The sequence below is a fragment of the Nocardia brasiliensis NBRC 14402 genome, from assembly GCF_000308475.2.
Lineage (GTDB): Bacteria > Actinomycetota > Actinomycetes > Mycobacteriales > Mycobacteriaceae > Nocardia > Nocardia brasiliensis.
In genome coordinates, this window is the sequence record NZ_BAFT02000109.1 from 14,510 (window position 1) to 34,561 (window position 20,052).

Below are 20,052 nucleotides of genomic sequence, written 5' to 3' on the forward strand. Positions count from 1 at the left end.
TCGATTCGGCGGTTGCTGAGCGACAATGGCGCAGGGCCGTCGTGCACGGCGGCCCGGTGCACCCTAGGCGGGCCGAACCTCGGCGCGCGCAATACTCGATCCACTGTGAACAGGGGACCTTGAATGGCAGGAAATGCAGGCACCGACGCCGTGATCCTGGTGGGCGGGCAGGGGACGCGGCTGCGCCCGCTGACCCTCTCGGCACCGAAGCCGATGCTGCCGACGGCCGGGCTGCCGTTCCTGACGCATCTGCTCGCCCGCATCGCGGACGCAGGCATCACCCACGTCGTGCTCGGCACCTCGTTCAAGGCGGAGGTGTTCGAGGAGCATTTCGGTGACGGCGCCGAGCTCGGCCTCGACATCGAATACGTCACCGAGACCGAGCCGCTCGGCACCGGCGGCGGCATCCGCAACGTGCTGCCCAAGCTGCGCGCCGACACCGTGATGGTGTTCAACGGCGACGTGCTCGGCGGCACCGAACTCGGCGCGGTGCTGGACACGCACGAGTCCACCAATGCCGACGTGACGCTGCACCTGGTCCGGGTCAGTGATCCGCGCGCGTTCGGCTGTGTGCCGACCGACGCGGACGGCCGGGTCACCGCGTTCCTGGAGAAGACGCAGGATCCGCCGACCGACCAGATCAACGCGGGCTGCTACGTCTTCCGGCGCGAATACATCGAGAAGATCCCGTCCGGACGCCCGGTGTCGGTCGAGCGCGAGGTGTTCCCCTCGTTGCTCGCCGAGGGCGCGCGCGTGCAGGGCCATGTCGACTCCTCCTACTGGCGCGATATGGGCACCCCCGAGGACTTCGTGCGCGGCTCCGCCGATCTGGTCCGCGGTATCGCCCCCTCGCCCGCGCTGCCAGGCCAGCGCGGCGAATCGCTCGTCCACCCGGGCGCGGGGGTCGCACCGGGCGCACTGCTCATCGGGGGCACCGTCGTCGGTCGCGGGGCCGAGGTCGGCGCGGGCGCCCGGCTCGACGGCGCGGTCATCTTCGACGGTGCGGTCATCGAAGCGGGAGCGACGGTCGAGCGCTCGATCATCGGCTTCGGCGCCCGGATCGGTCCGCGCGCGCTGGTGCGCGACGGCGTCATCGGTGACGGCGCGCAGGTGGGTGCCCGCTGCGAGCTACTACGCGGCGCCCGGGTCTGGCCCGGCGTCGAAATTCCCGACGGCGGTATCCGCTTCTCCACCGACGTCTGATCCTCCGGCCCGAAAAGCTACCGGCCGGAAACGGTTCCGCGGCGACGGCCGGTCTGGCAGGGTGCAGCGCGGGGTCTCGTGGCGCGCGCCGCGGGATCACCGCGTGTGCGCACTGTTCACCGACCGCAAGAGCCGAGGAGAGACATCGATGGGGAAATTCGCCCACCGCGTGCTGGCCGCCGCCGTATTCGCCGGCTGTGCAATAGGATTCGCGCCGACCGCCGTGGCGGCGCCCTCCATCTACGAACCGAGCATCACCCCGTGCAGCCACCTGTTCCGCACGCCGCTGGAATTCGGCCGCCCGGGCACGAGCACGTATTGGAGCCCGTTCGGCACCGCCGACATCGTCTGCTACGACGCGGGCGCCCTGGGCGTGAGCTACTACCAGCGCGATCCCGGCGGCCAGTGGCACGCCATGAACCAGCTGATCCCGGGCAACTACTTCATCAACGTGTTCGGGTACAACCAGTTGCCCGCATAGCGGGGTACGGACACACGATCAGCTGAAGCCGACGGCCTGTTCGCCCCACGCGGTGTGCAGGTCGCGGTCCGGGTTGTCGACCACCCGGTCGACGGTGTCGATCAGCAGCGTGGTCCGGTTCGACGGACGGTACGGCGGCCAATGCTTGGAACCGTCGAGCGCGGCCGGGACGCCGTGCGTGGCGAACGCGAGCCAGCGCCGCATCATCCGCCCCGACACCTCCATGGCCACCTTGCGGCCGCCGAGCCAGAACGTCGGATCATGATTGAACGAGCCGAAATTGCCGAACACATAAGGCAATTCGGTGGCATGTCCGGCGCCGACCCGGGCCGCGCGCAGCATCGGCGTCGCATGGTCGAACCGGTACATCCAGGTCGGCGAGTGCTGGGCGTGCGCGTCGGCGACCCAGTGCGCCGGCATCCGGAACGCGGCGTCGCCGGACATGGCCAGCGCGCCACGGGTCTTGTCGAGATCGGGGTAGGCCGAGGTGATCTCGGCGATCCGCTCGTGTGACCATTCGGGGTGGGCGGCCGCCACGTCGTTGAGCATCGCGTTCACCGCGTCCGGGGTCACCGGCATGATCGGCGAGCGGAACACCCGGAACAGCGAGGCCTCGTCCTTGTTGGTGCCGATCATCAGCGGCACCCGATGCGAGCGGCCGTGCTGGAACCGATCGATCGGATAGGTCGGCAGCAGATCGCCGTCCACCACCGGCGCCGCGGCCAACCGGCCCGGCTCCTTCAGCGGAATCTCGTCCAGCAGGATCCCCGCCACCTCGACGATCTTCTCGATCGGCCAGTCGAGCAGTTCGACCGCGCGCGAGGCGGGCAGCTCCAGCAGTTCCAGGAAGCGCCGGGCCACCCCGGCCGCCCGGTCCTTACCGAACACCGTGGTCGCGGGCGGGCTCTGCGCGATCGCCTTGTGGAACAGCCCGGCCGCGCTCGGTGAGGTGAGCAATGCCGTGACACAGCCCGCGCCGGAGGATTCGCCGAACAGCGTGACGTTGCCCGGGTCGCCACCGAACGCGGCGATGTTGTCGCGCACCCAGGCCAGCGCGGCGATCTGATCGTGCAGGCCGAGATTCGGGGTGAACGGGCCGGGCAGCGAGGACAGATCGAGGAAGCCGAGCGCACCGAGCCGATAGTTGACCGTGACCACCACGACGTCACCGGTCTCGGCGAGTTTGCGGCCGTCGTAGATGCCCTGGGCCGCGGTGCCGAGGCAGTAGGCGCCGCCGTGCAGCCAGACCAGGACCGGACGCGGTTCACCCGAATCGAACGGCTCGATCGCCTCGCCCGCCGCGCCTCCGGGCGCCCACACGTTCAGCCACAGGCAGTCCTCGCCCATCCGCAGGTCCGAATCGACCGGGACCATATTGCCCATGGTCTGCGGTGCGATCTCGCCGAACGCGGCGCAGTCGCGGATGCCGTCCCAGCTCGGCGCGGGCCGGGGCGGCCGGAAGCGGTCGGCCCCGCTCGGCGCGGCCGCGTAGGGGATGCTGCGCCAGTAGGCGACCGGTCCGTCCCAGCGTCCGCGCACTTTTCCCGCGGCCGTAGCGACCACTGGCTCGGCGCCGCGCACCTCCCAGTCCGGTGCTGTCTCGAACTGTGTGGCCATGTTCGCACCTCCCACCAGCGACCCGTTGGTGTGCTGCCGGTTTGCTCCAGCGGGTCCCGCACCTCGTGATCTCTTCTTCGAGAGTACGTCCATCCTGACGGTGTAAACGTGCGACGCACCATTATGAGACCGGGGCGGTACGCTTTACCGATGCCGAGTTACAGCTATCGGTGCCGCAGTTGCGGGGACACCTTCGAGATGAACCGCCCGATGGCGGAGTCGTCGGCGCCGGCGTCCTGCCCGAGCGGCCACGCCGACACAGTCAAGCTGCTGACCACATTTGGCACGGTCAGCCGGGGTGGCGCGGCGGCGACGCCGAGTCCGGCGCCCGGGCCGTCCGGCGGCGGCTGCTGCGGCGGCGGTTGCTGCGCCTGAACCCGGCGCGGCGGCGGTTCAGTCGCGGCGATCGACGTGGCCGAGATCACGTTCGGGCGCGACGCGGTCGCGTACCCGTTGCTTGAGCACCGCGATATCGGGAAAACCGCCGTCCGCCTTGCGTTCCCACACCTGAGCACCGTCGACGGTGATCCGGAAGACGCCGCCGGTACCCGGAATCAGCGCCACCTCACCGAGTTCGGCCGCGAAGGTGGTCAGCAGTTCCTGTGCCATCCAACTGGCACGCAGCAACCAGCGGCACTGGGTGCAGTATTCGATCGCGACACGCGGCATGCCGGTCACCGTACCCTCAGGCCTCGATCTCGCCGTCCAGGTAGACCCAGGCCCCGTCGGCGCGCAGGAACCGGCTCACCTCGTGCAGCGAGCCGCGGGTGCCGTCCGCGCGGTAGTGCGCGACGAACTCGACCAGCCCGGACTCGTCGAACAGCCCGCCGTCCGCGGTGCGCAGGATCTCCAGGAACAGCCACCGCTGTCCCGGATCCAGGTCCACCTCGGCGGGCCGGGTACGCGGATGCCATGACTGCTTCAGATATTCGGTGTCCCCCACCGCGAATGCGGTGTAGCGCGAACGCATCAACGCCTCGGCGGTCGCCGCCGCACGTTTCCCGTTCAGCACCGGCCCGCAGCAGTCGTCGAAGGCTTCGCCTCGGCCACACGGACACATCCGCGTCCCACTCATCCCTTGATTCTCGCGCGTCACCCTGATCACAGCTCACCCCGGGGTGGCCTCGACGCGGACGCACCGGCCGCGGCCAGGTCCGCGGCGAGCGCCACGGTCTGTTCGCGCCAGCGGCGCAGATCGGTGACGCTCGGCGCGAGTTCGTAATCGTGGTGGTGCGCGGCGCGTGACAGCGCGGCCCACAACACGCCCACCTGGGCCGCCACCTCCGGACCGGCGAAGGCCCGCAACGCGATCAGCTGCGCGCGCATCGGACAGCGCATCAGGGCGGGCGCCACCCGGGCCCACAGCTCGTCCACGGACTGTTCCAACGCGATGCGCAGGATCCACGCGGTGGCCCGCGACCACAGTCCGCCCGCGTCGGTGACCGCGCCGGAGAGCAGCTTGTCGACCGTGTCCAGTCGCTCGGCCACCGACGGCCGCGGTCTCGGCTTCGGTTGTCCCGGTTTGCCATTGCGCCGCGGGCCGCGGCGCGGGCCGCGCGGGGTGCGCCGCTCGGTCATCGGCACACCTTCGTCATCGAGCCAGCCAGGCGACGAATCGCTCGGTCTCGGTGATCAATTCGCGCATGCTGCGGCCGATCGGCACGTGCGCGCCCGCGGTGGCGTCGCGCAGCGCCTCGACCACCCACTTGCCTTCGCGGGCGACGAGATGCTTGTTGAGATCGTCCACCTTGCCGCCGACCCCCATCACCGCGAGCGCGACCTTCGCCCGGGTGGAGTGGGCGGAGTCGATGTAGCGTTCCACTTCCCGGTGATTCATGCCGTCGGCGAGCAGGGTGCGCCGGGCCCGGGACAGACTGGCCGCCTCCACCGCCGACCGGCAGCAGGTGGCGACGAGTTCGTCGGCGATGGCCTGCGGCAGTTGCGGGGTGCGCACGAGCGCGCGGGCATCGTCGAGATAGCGGCGGACCGGATCGCTGGACACGCGCACCTCGACCACCGATCGATCGCGCCGCTGCACCTCCAGCACGGTGGCGTCGAGCTCCATCCGGCGCACCGCCTCGGCGAGCCGCTCGTCGTGGGTGAACACCACCACCTGCCGCGTCCAGGCGACCGCGGCGAGCACCCGGGCCAAGCCGTCCACCTTGGCCGGGTCCATGGCCTGCACCGGGTCGTCGATCATGACGAAACGGAACGGGCTCTCCTCGACCGTGGCCCGGGGCAGGAACAAGGACAGGCCGAGCGCGTGCAACTCCCCCTGGCTCATCACGCCGAGCGCGGCGCCGTCCACCTCGTCGACGGTGACGTCGAGCAGCACCCGGCGCGCCGTTCCGGCGTTGCCCTGCAAGCGAATCGCGCCGAGCTCCACGTTGCTCTGCTGGCGCAGCGTCTGCCAGACCCAGCGCGCCGTGGTCTCCAGCGGCGTCATGCGCTCCCCGCGCAGGCCCGCGGTGGCCGACTTGAGCCACTCCTCGGCCTTCTTGGTGGTGCGCAGTTCCGCGGCGTGCGCGGCGACCTCGCGCGCGCCTTCGAGCCAGCTCACGATGCGCGGCACCAGCGGGGTCCACACCTCGTCGAGCCGGTCGAGCTCCTTGCGCGTGCCCTGCTGCACCTGCTCGAGTTCGTCGACCAGCCTGGCGTGCGCGCCGCGCAGCCGGTCCGGCAGCTCGGCGCTGTAGTCGGCGGCGGTGAGCGCGGCCCAGTCGGCCCAGGCCCGGCGCACCGCCGAGGTGTCCACCGAGGGCGGGTTGCGCGGATCGTAATCCAGTTCCGGCGGCACGAGATCGGGCAGCGCTCGCGCGGCCTGCAACGCGCGGCCGAGCTCGGTGCGCGCGGTGGTCAAGGCGTCGACCCGCGCGGCCAGCGTCGCGATCGAATCGTCGGCCTGCCTCAGCCACGCGTCGTCCAGCGCACCGCGACCGCACACCGGGCACGGACACTCACCGCTGGCCGCGTGGTGCGCACGGGCCCGGCGCAGCAGCTCGAGCACCCGCAGGTCGGCCTCGGCGTCGGCGGTGGTGCCCTCGGTCAGCGCGGTGCCGCACTCGGCGAGCCGGGTGGCCACCGCCGCCACTTCCGCGGCGCTCGGCAGGGTGAGCCGCACGATCGCGCGCAGACCCGCCGGGCCGCCGGGATCATCGAAGGTGCCGATCACCTCGTTGCCCACCGCGTTGAGATCCGGTTGCGCGGGCCGCAACAGTCCGGTGACCCGCACCGCGCGGTCGTCGGCCACGCCGTCGAGCGCCTCCAGCAGTTCGAGCCGCTCCTGCCGGGAATCCCGCACGGCGCGTTCCAATTCCAGGCGGCGCATCCGAATCCGCTCCTGCGCCAACGTCAATTCGTCGAGGCCGAGCAATTGGTGCAGCGCGTCGAACAGGTCACTCGGTTTGCCGTCGACCAGTGCGCCGAGTTCGCTGTAGGACAGGAACGGGCGGTACAGCTCCAGCCGTCCCGCCCAGCGATCGATGTCGAATTCCGTTGGCGCGGCAGGGGGACGCTGTTCGGTCCAGTGCGCGTCGGGCAGGTCGGCGTCGGCCGCCCACTCCTTGGCGATGGTAAGCATCGCGGAGCGATTCCGTGGGGGGTGGCGGTCGGGCGTGGGGTGGGCCGGCATCGCGGAGCGATTCCGTGAGGGGTGGCGGTCGGGCGAGGGGTGGGCCGGCTGCGGGTGACTGCCCGCGCTGAACAATTCGACCTCGATGCGTGCCGCCTCGCCGGCGTGCAGGTTGCGCCACCCCTCGCGCCAGGCCGCCGACCGGCCGTCCCAGCGCCGGTTCCCGCCGGTGAACGCCAGTTCCGCCGCTTCGGCGAAACTGGATTTGCCGCTGCCGTTGCGACCCACCACCAGGGTGAGCCCGGGCCCCGGCGGCAGTTGCAGCTCCGCCTCCGGGCCGATCCCGCGGAAACCGCGCACCCGGATGGCCCGCAGAAAGATCCCGCAGTCATCGAATACCGGTGCGCGGTCGTCGTTTTCGCTGCCGCCGAGGGCGCGCAGGACGGTGCGTGCCACCGAAGGGGTCACCGCGGGGTCCGCGGCGAGCCTGCGGGTGACCACCTCGCTCAGCCGCGGCACCGGATCGGCGTCGGGACGCATCTCGTCGGGAACCCCCTCCACCACCGAGCCGCTACAGGTCCTTTCGATCCCGTGCGCCCGCCTGACGCGCAAGCGCTTCCAGCGGCGCACTGTCGAAGCTGTGCGAAACGCTACCCGATCGGGCCGCTTTCGCCCACCGGAGACGGCGGTGGCGAACCTGGTGCGAATCTGCCCGCGGGGATGGATATGGCCATCGAATCGGCTGGGGCCGCGCTTCGATGTCCACCCCTCGCCAGCCCCGGCGGGCAGCTCGATGGTGTAACACCCGATTTGGGTGGCTCGGTCGAGCCGAACAGGACAGAATGCCAGACAACACCCACCTATGCAAGATGTTTTGGGTATCGAATCCATCGACGGCACAGTATTTTCCGTGCCACCGGCCCCACCCGTCGGGTCGTCGCGCGCCCGCGCGAACCGCCGCCGGGGCGACGGCACACTTGTCGGTGGGCTGCGGTAGAAATCCGTCAACCGAGGAACGGGGGAACACATGCCGCGCTGGAGCGAGGACCAGGTCACGGCGCTCGCACCGGACGCGAGCTCGCTGTCCGCCGCGCGGGGGTTGGCCGGGCGCTGGCGCGGTACCGGGCGGCACGACACCGCGCTGTGGGGGCTGTGCCAGGGCAGCGGCGCCAAGCCGTATCAGACCGTCGTCGATCTCGACGGTCCCGCCTGCAAATGCTCTTGCCCCAGTCGCAAATTCCCGTGCAAGCACGCGCTGTCGCTGTTGCTCGAATGGGCGGCGGGCCGCGTCGAGGACGTGCCGATGCTCGCCGACTTCGCGGCCGCGTGGATCGACGGCCGGGCGGCCCGCGCCGCGCGCCCCGCAGCGGCCACGGCCGGCCGCACGACGAATCCGGCGACGGCCGAACAGCGCCGGGTCCGGGTCACCGCGGGGCTGGCGGAACTGGAGGTCTGGCTCGGCGACCAGGTCCGCACCGGCCTCGCCCAGACCGACCGCTCGTTCCGCGCGTTCGAGACGATCGCCGCCCGCATGGTCGACGCCCAGGCCCCCGGTGTCGCCGCCGCGTTGCGTCAGTTGCCGGTCACCGTGGTGACCAAGCCCGATTGGCCGGACGCGGTGCTGCGCGAATACGCGCGGCTGCATCTGCTGATCGCCGCCCATCGCAGGCTCGACGAACTGACCCCTGCCCTGCAGGCCAGCGTCCGCACCCATATCGGCTATCCGAACCCGGCGGAGTCGGTGCGCGCCGAACCGGCGGTCCGGGACCGATGGATGGTGCTCGGCGTCCGCATCACCGAGGAGCAGCGCCTCTACACCCGGCGCACCTGGCTGTACGGGCGGGCGTCACGGCGCTGGGCGCTGGTGGTGGACCATTCGTTCGGGTCGCCCGGCTTTTCCGGCGAGGTGCCGACGCTCGGCCTGCTCGCCGAAGCGGAGCTGCACTTCTACCCGAGCGCCGCGCCGCTGCGCGCGCTGTGGGGTGAACGGCACAGTGCGCCAGAGCCTTTCACGACGCTGCCGGTTTCCCCGGACCGGCCGGGCACCATCGCGGCGGCGCTGGCCGAGCACGCCGCGGCCCTCGGCGCCGACCCCTGGCTGCGCGGCTGGCCGGTGCTGCTCGTCGACGTCGTGCCGGTCCATACCGAAAGCGGTTGGTACATAGTCGGATCCGATGGAGCGGCGCTACCGGTGTCGAGTACCGAGCAGCCGTGGCGGCTGCTGGGCGTCTCCGGCGGGCACCCGGTGACCATCGCCGCCGAATGGACCATCGCCGGTTTGACGCCGATCTCGGTGTGCACGGCGGGCGAGGTCCTCGATCTGGCGCGGATCGATCCCGCCGGTCGCGGGGCGGTGAATTCCCCGGTGCCGCAGGGTGCGAGCGGAAACGACCTGACGTCGGTCGCGTTGCTGGGCACCGCCCGACGGGCGCCCGACCTCGCCCAGCTCGCCGCACCGGTCGCCGAAATGGCCGCACACCTGGCCACCGACCCGGCCGTGCGCCTGCTCGAATCCGCCGCACTCCAGGATGTTTTCGCCCGCGGTGGCGCGCGGGCGAGCACCGCGACCACGCCGGAACCCGCCGCCGACGACACCCGATCCCTGCTGCCGCGCCCGGCGGCGTCCCGCCTCGCGCGCATGCTGCGCGAGCGCTCCCCCTTCCTGCCCGAATGGTTCGCCGCCGCCACGCCGCACGACTACCGCGCCCCGGACGCGCTGTGCGCCCAGTTGCTGGATCAAGCCACGAGCAACACCGAACTCCGGCAGCCGCTGCTGCGCCTCGCGGGCACCCGCGGCCGATGGCTCGCCGCCCAGCATCCGCAATGGCGAAGCCTGGTGAGCGCCCAGCCCGCCGCGACCTCGGCGGCGCAGCTGTGGCAGTACGGCCAACCGCCGCAACGCCTGGCCTGGCTCGCCGAACTCCGTCGCACCGATGCCGACGCGGCGCGCGAGACGCTCGCGACGGCCTGGCCCAAGGAATCCGGACCGCTGAAAGCCGAACTGCTCGCGGTGCTCGCCGACGGCCTCGCGCGCGCCGACGAGCCGCTGCTGGAGGCGGGGCTGGACGACCGGCGCGCCGATGTGCGCCGCACCGCCGCGGGACTGCTTGCGCTACTACCCGATTCGGCCTTCGCCCAGCGCATGATTCGGCGCGCGGGGGCGTGGATCCGGGTGGAGCACCGGCTGCTGCACACCGAACTCGTGCTCGCCCTGCCGGAGACGCTCGATCAGGCGGCGCAGCGCGACGGCATCAGCGACCGCGCGGTCGAGTTCAGTTACCGGTGGGGCGGCGCGCCCGACAGTGCCGCGGGCCGGCTCCGCCAGCTGGTCGCCGCGACGCCGCTGGCGCACTGGGCGAGCGTGCTCGGCGCCCCGGGCAAGGTCGTCAAGGCCAAGATCGACGACCGCTTCCGTCAGCCGATCTTCGACGGCTGGGTGGACGCCGCACTGGCACAGCATGATTCGACCTGGGCGCGGGCCCTGTTCGACGCGGGCGTGCCGACCGACCTCGCCATGCTGCGCAGGCGCGAGCTGTTCGCGCTGCTGCCGCTACCCGACCGCACCAGGCATCTGCTCGATCTGGACGGATCCTGGCTCTCCGAGATCGAGGCCCTGCTGCCCGCCATGGGACATCCGTGGCCGGAACCGCTGGCGCAGCACATGATCCTGCTGCTGTTCGAGCGGGCCCGCGCGGCAGCACGACGACCCGAGCCGCACGGCACCAGCCCCAGCGCGCACCGCTCGTTGCTGTCCGCGGCTGCGGTGCACCTGCCCGTTTCCGCGGCCGGCGCGGCGAGCGTCTCGGCGCGGCGCTGCGGCGACACCGCATGGGAGCGGGCCTTCGAGAAACTCGCCGATGACCTCAACCACCGCTCGATGATGCTCGAGGAGTTGCAGTGACCACCGACAATCTGGCGCCTGATCTGCTGCGTCCGCACGCCGAACAGTCCTACGCCGCGGAATTGCGCGCCCTCGCGGCCGCCGACGACCGGCCGCGACCCCCGTCCTGGCGGCTCTCGCCCTGGGCGGTGGTCACCTACCTGCTCGGCGGCACCCTCGACGACGGCACCGTGATCAGCCCGAAGTACGTGGGGCCGCGCAGGCTCATGGAGGTCGCCGTCGCGACCCTGGCCACCGATCGCGCGCTGCTGCTGCTCGGCGTCCCCGGCACGGCGAAAACCTGGGTCTCCGAACATCTTTCGGCCGCCATCAGCGGCGCCTCGACGCTGCTCGTGCAGGGCACGTCGGGCACCGCCGAAGAGGCGATCCGGTACGGCTGGAACTACGCTCGACTGCTCGCCGAGGGTCCGAGTGCGGGCGCGCTGGTGCCGTCGCCGGTGCTGACCGCGATGCGCACGGGCGCCATCGCCCGCGTCGAGGAACTCACCCGCATCCCGTCCGATGTGCAGGACGCGCTGATCACGGTGCTGTCCGAGAAGACGCTGCCGATCCCCGAACTCGGCACCGAGGTGCAGGCGGCGAAGGGCTTCAACGTCATCGCCACCGCCAACGATCGCGACCGCGGCGTGAACGAGTTGTCCTCCGCGCTGCGCCGCCGGTTCAACACCGTGGTGCTGCCGCTGCCCGCCGGCGAGGACGAGGAGGTCGAGATCGTGAGCCGCCGGGTGGCCCAGCTCGGCGCCGCACTGGAGCTGCCGACGGTGCCCGCCGCGGCCGAGGAGGTGCGCCGCGTGGTGCGCGTCTTCCGTGAGCTGCGCTCCGGCATCACCGCCGACGGCCGGACCAAGCTCAAATCGCCCTCCGGCACCCTGTCCACTGCCGAGGCGATCTCGGTGATCACCAACGGGATCGCGCTGTCGGCCCACTTCGGCGACGGCGTGCTGCGCGCCGCCGATATCGCGGGCGCGGTGCTCGGCTCGGTGATCAAGGATCCGGTCGCCGATGCCGTCGTGTGGACCGAGTACCTGGAAGCCGTGGTCCGGGAACGCCCGGAGTGGTCGGACTTCTATCGCGCCTGCCGCGAGATCAGCGGGTAGGCGTGCGAGATTCGACCGGCGCGGCCGGAGGCGACACGATGACCAGCAGCGCGGTGACCGACGGCGCGGCAGCCGATCCGGTCACGCGGGTGTTCGGCATCCGGCACCACGGGCCGGGCTCGGCGCGGTCGCTGCGCTCGGCGCTGACCGAATTCCGGCCCGACACCATTCTGATCGAAGGCCCGGCGGACGCCGATCCCTTGGTCGGCTACGTTGCCGCGGCGGGGATGACGCCGCCGGTCGCGTTGCTCGCCTACGTGCCCGACGCGCCGGCCAAGGCGGCGTTCTGGCCGTACGCGGTGTTCTCGCCGGAGTGGCAGGCGCTGTCGTACGCGGCGGAACATCAAGTGCCCGTTCGTTTCTGCGATCTGCCCGCCAGCACGGTGCTGGCCGCCGAGGACGAGCCGGGCGAGCGATTCGACCCGCTCACCGCGCTGGCCACGGCGGGCGGCTACGACGATGCCGAGCGGTGGTGGGACGCGGTGGTCGAATCCGCGCCGGACGCCGACGCTTTCGACGCGATCACCGAGGCGATGGGCGCGCTGCGCGAGGCGGCGGATCGGGCCGAGGCACCGGCGCTCGACCTGTGGCCGGCGGAAACCGAACGTGCCGAAGCGGATTCGGTCGACGAGGCGATCGCCGACGTGCTCGAACCGGACCCCGCGCCGCTCGGGCCCGCCCGGATCGACGCGCACACGCTGCGGCGCGAGGCCTACATGCGCCAGACCATGCGCAAGGCGGTGAAGGCGGGTTCGCGGCGGCTCGCGGTGGTCTGCGGCGCCTGGCACGCACCCGCGTTGGCGGGCAAGCTAGGCCCGGCGACGGCCGACGCCCGGCTGTTGAAAGGTTTACCGAAGACGAAGGCCACGCTGACCTGGGTGCCGTGGACACATTCGCGCCTGTCCAGCCGTTCCGGCTACGGCGCGGGCATCACCTCGCCGGGCTGGTATCACCATCTGTTCGCCGAAACCGAGCGCCCGATCGTCCGCTGGCTCACCAAGGTGGCCGGCGTGCTACGCGCGCACGACCTGCCGGTCTCCAGCGCGCACATCATCGAGGCGGTCCGGCTCGCCGATACGCTGGCCGGCCTGCGCGGCCGGCCGCTGGCCGGGCTGTCCGAGGTCACCGAGGCCACCCGTGCGGTGATGTGCGGGGGCGACGAGACGATGCTGCGCTGGGTGGTCGAGGAACTGGTCGTCGGCGAGGCCCTGGGCACTGTGCCCGAGGGCACGCCGACCGTCCCGCTGGACGCGGATCTGCGCGCCCGGATCCGGACGCTGCGGATGAAGCAGGAACCCTCGGCCCGCACCGTCGACCTCGACCTGCGCAAGGAGCGCGAGGTCGAACGCTCCCGGCTGCTGCATCGGCTGCGGGTGCTCGAGATCCCCTGGGGCACTTTGACCACCAGCGAGGTGCGCAGCACCGGTACCTTCCGGGAGACCTGGACGCTGCAATGGCGGCCGGACTACGCGATTTCGATCATCGAGGCCTCGCGCTGGGGCACCACCGTGCGTACCGCCGCCGCGGCGAAGATCCTCGACACCGCCCATCGTGCGGACAGCGGCGTCGGCGACCTCACCGCCGCACTGGAGGTGGCGCTGCTGGCCGACCTCGGCGACGCCACCGACGGCTTGATCGCCCGGCTGGCCTCGGTCGCCGCGCTGGATCACGACATCACCCATCTGCTCGCGGCACTGCCCGGCCTGATCCGGACCCTGCGCTACGGCGATGTGCGCGGCACCGACGTGCAGGCGCTCGCGCACGTCGCGGACGGCCTGCTGGTCCGGGTCTGCGCGGGCCTGCCCGGTGCGGTGACCGGTCTGGACGCCGACGCGGCCACCGAATTCCGCACACTGCTCGACGCGGCGCACACCGCGATCAACACCCGCGACGACGGCTGGGCCACCGGCGAATGGCTGGGCGCGCTACGCCGCCTCGCCGATCGAGACGACGTGCACGGCGCACTCGTCGGCCGCGCGGTCCGGCTGCTCTGCGACGGGGGCAGCATCGATGACACCGAATCCGCGCGCCGGCTCGCCGCCGCGCTGTCCGTCGGCAATACCGCCGCCGCGAAGGCGGCGTGGATCGACGGGTTCCTCGGCGGCCGCGGACTACTGCTGGTGCACGACCGAGAGTTGTTGCGCCGCATCGACGACTGGCTGCGCGAGCTCCGCGAGGATCAGTTCGTCGAAACCTTGCCCCTGTTGCGCCGGACCTTCGCCGCGTTCGAATCGGGCGAGCGCCGGGCGATCGGTCAGGCGGTGCGCGACGGCGGCCCGGTCGCGGCCGGCGCCGGCGCCGGCGGGGATTTCGATGTCGAGCGCGGCACCCGCGCACTGTCCACCGCCGCGGCGATCCTGGGCGTCCCGATCCCCCACCCGCAGGAGGCGAAGCGATGAGCGCGGTCGATGAAACACAGGCGCGCCGTTGGCGTCTGGTGCTCGGCACCACCGCAGAAGCGGGGCTCGGCGGGCTCGACTCGGCCGACGACGTCGCCATGGACCGGGCGCTCTCGGCGCTGTACAACGACGACGAGCAGGACCGGACCTCCGGCAAGCGATCCGGCGGCCTGCAGAGTTCCGCGCCGCGGGTGGCCCGCTGGCTCGGCGATATCCGCAGCTACTTCCCGTCGACCGTGGTCGAGGTGATGCAGCGCGACGCGGTGCAGCGGTTGAACCTCACCCAGTTGCTGCTCGAGCCGGAACTGCTGGAGGCGGTGGAGCCGGATGTGCACCTGGTCGGCACCCTGCTGAGCCTGAACCGGGTGATGCCCGAAACCACCAAGGCCACCGCGCGTCTGGTGGTGGAGAAGGTGGTGCGCGAGATCGAACAGCGCATCGCCGCACGCACCGTCGCCGCCGTCTCGGGCGCGTTGCACCGGGCCGCCCGGGTGGCCCGGCCCCGGCTGCGCGATATCGACTGGGACCGAACGATTCGCAAGAACCTGGCCAACTATCTGCCCGAGCAGCGCACGGTCGTACCGCAGCGGTTGGTCGGTTACGGCCGCAAAGCCCAAGCGGTGCAACGCGATGTGGTGCTCGCCATCGATCAATCCGGTTCGATGGCATCGAGCGTGGTCTACGCCTCGGTGTTCGGCGCGGTGCTCGCCTCGATGCGCTCGCTGCGCACCTCCCTGGTGGTCTTCGACACCGAAATCGTCGATCTCACCGACAAACTCGACGACCCGGTGGAGGTCCTCTTCGGCACACAGCTCGGCGGCGGGACCGATATCAACCGCGCCATCGCCTATGCCCAATCCCTGATCACCCGCCCCACCGACACCTTGTTCGTGCTCATCTCCGACCTCTACGAGGGCGGCGTCCGGGACGAGATGTTGCGGCGGATCAATGCGATGAAGGAATCCGGCGTCCAGATCGTCGCCTTGCTCGCGCTCTCCGACGAAGGCGCGCCCGCCTTCGATCACGAGAACGCGGCCGCCCTGGCCGCGCTCGGCGTGCCCGCCTTCGCCTGCACCCCGGATAGGTTTCCGGACCTGCTGGCCGTCGCGCTGGACCGCGGCGATCTCCGGTCGTGGGCCGAGGCGAACACCGGCCGGGGTTAGCGATGCCGGTCATGCATCCCCGTGCACATGACCGACATCGCCCGCCGGGACGAAAGGGGGCCGGGCTCAGCCGGAGAGGGTGGCGATGCCCTGGATCAGGCCGATGAGATTCGAGGCGATGCCGAGCAGCGTACCGAGCGAGCTGAGCAGCTCCATGGAACTCCTATCTGAACGGGCGACCGGACAGCTCAGCAGATCGTACGACAGGGGTGCGGCACGGGAGATCAGTTCGGCGACACGGTTTCGTGACGACTGCTCAGCTGGTCAACACCGGTTTCCGTGGCGCGGGACCCATGCTGCCCCAGGCCGTCGCGGCCGCGGGGACGAGCTTGGGATGCAGCAGCGCGGCCAGGGCCAGCAAACCGACGGCGACGAGAATATCGAGCCAGTAGTGGTTGCCGGTGCCGACGACCACCACCGTGGTGATCGCCGGATGGGCGAGGGCGAGCCAGCGCCACGCCGTGCGGGCCGCGGCCACGATCGCGACGGCGAGCAGCAGCGCCCAGCCGACGTGCAGGGACGGCATCGCGGCGAATTGGTTGGACAGACCGCCGGATTCGGCGGAGCCGTAGACCGAGGGGCCGTACCGCGCGGCCAGGTCGACGAAGCCGTACTCGGCCAGCATGCGCGGCGGCGCGAGCGGCACGAGCATGTGCACGACCAGGGCGGCGCCGGTCAACGCCGCCATCAGGTTCCGGGTCCACCGATAGTGCTCGGGCCGAAACACCCACAGCCACAGCAGCACCGCGACCGCGACGGTGAAATGCGCCGTGGCGTAATAGAAATTGGCGGGCACCGCGAAGAACTCGCGGTCCACGAAGATCGACTGCACCACCCGCTCGCTGGACATGCCGAGCCGGTGTTCCAGCCCGAGCAGCTCGCGCGCGTTGTCCAGGGCGCGCACCGTGTCGTCGGCGGTGTACAGCCGCCCGACGCGATAGCCGAGGTAAAGCACGGTGATCAGCGCGAGTTGCCCGATCGCTTCCCGACCGCGACCACGTACCGCCGCGAGACCCACAGCCAGCATCGCCTGCGGCTCCTTCCCCATCCGCACCGGCCGGTGCCGGGCCATTAAGTGGAGTTACAACCTCCGTTTAACTTAGCATCACCCCCGGTTCACCCCGCGTTCCTGTGACCGGATCGACATAGGAGCCGAATACTCACCCTCCCAGCAGATTTCGCGCGCGTCGACACACGAGAACGGCGGGCCCCGAAAATCGGGGCCCGCCGCAAGGACTCGGATCAGAGGTCGGCGATCGCCGCCAGCGGCGGCGTGCGCGCCGCTCGTATGCCCGGCCAGAGCGCGGCCAGCACACCCACCACCCCCGAGCTGATCAGGACGAGCACCAGCTGCGACCACGGGATCGCGATCTGGTCGAGTCCGAGATCACGCAACGTGCGCAGGAAGCCGACGCCCCGACCCAGCCCCAGCAGCATGCCGACGATCGCACCGAACACGGCGATCAACATCGACTCCAGGTAGATGGTCCGGCGCACCTGCGCCCGTTGCATGCCGACGGCACGCAGCATGCCGATCTCCCGCCTGCGCTCCACCACCGACAGCGCCAAGGTGTTCACGATGCCGAGGATCGCGATCACCACCGCCAGCGCGAGCAGCCCGTACAGAATGGCGAGCAGCGTGTTGATCTGTTTGCCCTGCGCGCCTTTGAACTGCTCGTGATCCTGCACCTGGACCACCGGGAACGGCTCAGCCGCCCGCTCCAGATCCATGCGCATCTGTGCCAGATCCGCGCCCGGTTGCGCGGTGACCAGCACCACCACATTGCTCTGGAAGCTGACCGGCACCACGTCCTTGTAGATCGCGGGCGACACCACCAGCGCACCGAGCAACGGGGTCTTGCGGTAGACGCCGGTGACGGTCAGCGGCACCTTCTTGCCGTCGAAGCTGGTGAGCGTGACCTGCTGGCCCACCTTCCAGCCGCGTTCGTCGGCCTCGTCCTCGGACACCAGCATGTCCTTGTCACCGAGAGTGTCGGTGCCGCGCAGGATCTCGTAGTTCAGCGCCCGATCGAGCCTGCCGTCCGGTGACGTACCGCCGATCTGGTCGTCCTCGCCCAGTTTGAAGCCGACGCCGCGGATCCCGATCACGTCCGCCACATTGGGCACCGACTTGCGCACCGCCTCGGCCGCGCCGAAGGGCACACCGATGAATTGCTGACTGGACAGCACGTATTCGGACTTCACCCCCTTGTCCACCAGCACGCCCACACTCGCCTTCGCCGAGGCGCCGAGCATGCCGATCGCGGTCACCAGCATCAACCCCAGGGTGAGCGCGAAAGCCGTTGCCGCCGTACGCCGCGGATTGCGCGCGGCATTGTTGCGCGCCATCCGGCCGATCGGCCCGAACGGCCGCACGAACGCGCCGAGCCCGGCGACCACCGGCCGCGACAGCGCGGGCGCGCACAGCAGCACCGCGAGAATCAGGGCGAGCGCGCCGATCCCGACGGTCAGCGCGGCGTTGCCACCGGTGGACTGCGCGCCGAGCACGACAAGGACGGTCCCGGCCACCGCGAGCAGCGCGCCGACCAGCGTCCGCACCCGCAACGAGTCACCGGCCGAGGCGAATTCCTCGCGCATCGCCTCGACCGGCGGAATCTTCGCGGCGCGGCGCGCGGGTGCGTAGGCGCTGACCATCGTCACCGCGAGGCCGACCAGCAATCCGACGCCGATGGTGCGCGGCAGTACCGCCATCGAACCGGTCGGCAGGCCGAGATCGAAGGCGTTGAGCACCCCGGCCAACCCGTACGCCAGTCCGATACCACCCGCCAAACCCAGTGCGCTGCCGATCAATCCGATGACGAACGCCTCCGCGACCACGGACCGGCCCACCTGCTGCCTGCTCGCCCCGACCGCGCGCAGCAGCGCGAGTTCGCGCAGCCGCTGCGCCACGATCATGGAGAAGGTGTTGTAGATGATGAACGTGCCGACGATCAGCGCGATCGCGCCGAAGGCGAGCAGGAAGTAGTTGATGAAATTGAGCGCGTTGGAGATCTCCTTCTTCAGGTCCTCGCGCACCTGATCGCCGTTCTGCACCTTCAGGCTCGGCAGCGCCTTGGCCAGGTTGTCGCGCAGTTCATCGCCGGGGATGCCGGTGGCCGCGATATCCACGTAGGCCACGTGCAGTCCGTCGGTGAACAGCTTGCGCGCCTGGGTGTCGTCGAACAGCAGACTGATCAAACCGCCGGTGTCCGAAGGCATCTGGTAGAGGCCGGTGACCGTGACGTCGATCGGGTCGCGCGCGGACGGGACCAGGATCTTGGTGCGGTCACCGACCTTCAGCCCGGCCCGCTCCGCACCGCCGGCGTTGATCGCGATCTCGCCGGGCTGGGTCGGCGGCACCCCGGCGACGAATTTGTTCGGCTCCGCGACCGCCCGATCCGGCGGTACGTAGGACTGACCGAACGTGGGCGCGCCGCCGGTCTGCACCGCCTTCTTGCCGTCGGGGGTGAGCAGCACGAGGACGCCGTTGACGCTCGGCGCGATGGTCCGCACGCCGGGATACTTGGCCAACTCGTCGACGATGTTGTTCGGCACGCCCAGCCCTTGCCGCTCTTTGGGGCTCACCCGCACGTCGACGCCCTTGGCCTGCCCGGCGAAAATACCGTCGAACGTGCGTTGCAGCGTGTCGGTGAAGACGAACGAGCCGGCGATGAACGCGGTGCCGAGCACCACCGACAGCAGGGTCAGCGCGAGCCGCACCTTGTGCGCGGCCAGGTTGCGCAGCGCAACCTTGCGCATCGGACTTGCGGCCATCACGCCTGCTCCAGTGCCTTCATCCGGTCGAGCACGGTATCGGAGGTCGGGTCCCGCAGCTCGTCGACCAGGCGGCCGTCGGCGAGGAACACCACCCGGTCGGCGTAGGCGGCGGCGTGCGGCTCGTGCGTCACGATCACCACGGTCTGCCCGAACTCGTCCACCGCAGCCCGCAGAATGGACAGCACCTCACCAGAGGCCCGGGAGTCCAGGTTGCCGGTCGGCTCGTCGCCGAAGATGATCTCCGGCTTGCCCGCGAGGGCGCGCGCGCAGGCCACCCGCTGCTGCTGCCCGCCGGACAGTTCGCTGGGCCGGTGGGTGAGCCGGTCGTTGAGGCCGAGCCGCTTCAGCACGGTGTCCAGCCAGGCCTGATCCGGTTTGCGGCCCGCGATGTCCAGCGGCAGCGTGATGTTCTCCAGCGCGGTCAGCGTCGGCACCAGGTTGAACGCCTGGAAGACGAAGCCGATCCGGTCCCGGCGCAGCCGGGTCATCTGCTTGTCCGAGAGCCCGGCCAGGTCGGTGTCGCCGATGCGCACGGTGCCGGCGCTGGCGCTGTCGAGTCCGGCCAGGCAGTGCATCAGCGTCGACTTGCCGGACCCGGAGGGGCCCATGATCGCGGTGAATTCCCCCTTCGCGAACTCGGCCGACACCCCGTCCAGCGCCCGGACCTGCGTATCTCCTGACCCATAGACCTTGACCAGGTCGATAGCGCGGGCCGCGACGGAGGCCGGGACCGCCACGTCGGCGGCGTCGGCGCCCAAAGCTTGCGAAGTCATGCACACCAGTCTTACCGCGTTCGCGCCCCCGCGCCATCAGGGAATTCCCCGAAACCCCGAGTATCGATGC

15 protein-coding genes are annotated in these 20,052 nt (G+C 70.8%); 7 read left to right on the forward strand and 8 right to left on the reverse strand.

Going from position 1 to position 20,052, the window contains the following annotated elements:
• Nucleotides 1-123 precede the first annotated feature (123 nt).
• Together manB and TY25_RS36150 are read left to right on the forward strand one after the other, a co-directional pair.
• On the forward strand, nt 124-1,203 hold the full coding sequence (gene manB, locus TY25_RS36145; RefSeq protein ID WP_042264111.1) for a mannose-1-phosphate guanylyltransferase: 1,080 nt from the start codon (nt 124-126) through the stop codon (nt 1,201-1,203).
• 148 nt (nt 1,204-1,351) lie between these two features.
• Nucleotides 1,352-1,684, forward strand: a complete 333-nt coding sequence (locus TY25_RS36150; RefSeq protein ID WP_042264112.1) for a hypothetical protein — start codon at nt 1,352-1,354, stop codon at nt 1,682-1,684.
• Nucleotides 1,685-1,702: 18 nt separating this feature from the next.
• On the opposite strand, the gene TY25_RS36155 is transcribed toward TY25_RS36150, so the two are convergent.
• Nucleotides 1,703-3,301, reverse strand: a complete 1,599-nt coding sequence (locus TY25_RS36155) for a carboxylesterase/lipase family protein (RefSeq protein WP_081869334.1) — start codon at nt 3,299-3,301, stop codon at nt 1,703-1,705.
• A 198-nt stretch (nt 3,302-3,499) separates the two neighbouring features.
• On the opposite strand from TY25_RS36155, the gene TY25_RS42235 reads away from it, so the two are divergent.
• A complete protein-coding gene (locus TY25_RS42235) occupies nt 3,500-3,676 on the forward strand; it encodes a zinc ribbon domain-containing protein (protein WP_228832546.1) in 177 nt (58 codons plus the stop codon).
• A gap of 18 nt (nt 3,677-3,694) precedes the next feature.
• Here the strand turns inward: TY25_RS42235 and TY25_RS36165 are convergent, their stop codons facing one another.
• Genes TY25_RS36165 through TY25_RS36180 form a run of 4 tightly spaced genes read right to left on the reverse strand, consistent with a single transcriptional unit; the run spans nt 3,695 to nt 7,436 of the window.
• A complete protein-coding gene (locus tag TY25_RS36165; RefSeq protein ID WP_042264152.1) occupies nt 3,695-3,970 on the reverse strand; it encodes an Rdx family protein in 276 nt (91 codons plus the stop codon).
• 16 nt (nt 3,971-3,986) lie between these two features.
• Complete coding sequence (locus tag TY25_RS36170; RefSeq protein WP_029901494.1) at nt 3,987-4,376, reverse strand: YchJ family protein; 390 nt, start codon at nt 4,374-4,376, stop codon at nt 3,987-3,989.
• Nucleotides 4,377-4,402: 26 nt separating this feature from the next.
• Nucleotides 4,403-4,879: a hypothetical protein gene (locus TY25_RS36175; RefSeq protein ID WP_042264114.1), complete on the reverse strand. Its 477-nt coding sequence runs from the start codon at nt 4,877-4,879 to the stop codon at nt 4,403-4,405.
• A gap of 13 nt (nt 4,880-4,892) precedes the next feature.
• The gene (locus TY25_RS36180; protein WP_063602791.1) at nt 4,893-7,436 is read right to left on the reverse strand and encodes an AAA family ATPase; all 2,544 of its coding nucleotides are present in this window, start codon (nt 7,434-7,436) and stop codon (nt 4,893-4,895) included.
• 463 nt (nt 7,437-7,899) lie between these two features.
• Between TY25_RS36180 and TY25_RS36185 the strand changes: the two genes are divergently transcribed.
• Genes TY25_RS36185 through TY25_RS36200 form a run of 4 tightly spaced genes read left to right on the forward strand, consistent with a single transcriptional unit; the run spans nt 7,900 to nt 15,432 of the window.
• On the forward strand, nt 7,900-10,773 hold the full coding sequence (locus TY25_RS36185) for an SWIM zinc finger family protein (RefSeq protein WP_042264116.1): 2,874 nt from the start codon (nt 7,900-7,902) through the stop codon (nt 10,771-10,773).
• Nucleotides 10,770-11,870, forward strand: coding sequence for an ATP-binding protein (locus TY25_RS36190; RefSeq protein ID WP_042264118.1), 1,101 nt, complete (start codon nt 10,770-10,772; stop codon nt 11,868-11,870). The genes TY25_RS36185 and TY25_RS36190 overlap by 4 nt, the downstream gene beginning before the upstream one ends.
• 38 nt (nt 11,871-11,908) lie before the next feature.
• Nucleotides 11,909-14,269, forward strand: a complete 2,361-nt coding sequence (locus TY25_RS36195) for a DUF5682 family protein (RefSeq protein ID WP_042264155.1) — start codon at nt 11,909-11,911, stop codon at nt 14,267-14,269.
• A complete protein-coding gene (locus TY25_RS36200) occupies nt 14,266-15,432 on the forward strand; it encodes a VWA domain-containing protein (protein ID WP_042264120.1) in 1,167 nt (388 codons plus the stop codon). The genes TY25_RS36195 and TY25_RS36200 overlap by 4 nt, the downstream gene beginning before the upstream one ends.
• Before the next feature lie 256 nt (nt 15,433-15,688).
• On the opposite strand, the gene TY25_RS36205 is transcribed toward TY25_RS36200, so the two are convergent.
• The 3 genes from TY25_RS36205 to TY25_RS36215 form a co-directional block, all read right to left on the reverse strand.
• On the reverse strand, nt 15,689-16,459 hold the full coding sequence (locus tag TY25_RS36205; protein WP_042264160.1) for a phosphatase PAP2 family protein: 771 nt from the start codon (nt 16,457-16,459) through the stop codon (nt 15,689-15,691).
• Between the two features lie 215 nt (nt 16,460-16,674).
• Nucleotides 16,675-19,206 (reverse strand): ABC transporter permease, encoded by a 2,532-nt coding sequence (locus TY25_RS36210; protein WP_042264122.1) that lies wholly within the window; start codon nt 19,204-19,206, stop codon nt 16,675-16,677.
• A complete protein-coding gene (locus TY25_RS36215; RefSeq protein WP_014987863.1) occupies nt 19,206-19,982 on the reverse strand; it encodes an ABC transporter ATP-binding protein in 777 nt (258 codons plus the stop codon). Before TY25_RS36215 ends, TY25_RS36210 begins: the two co-directional genes overlap by 1 nt.
• Nucleotides 19,983-20,052 lie beyond the last annotated feature (70 nt).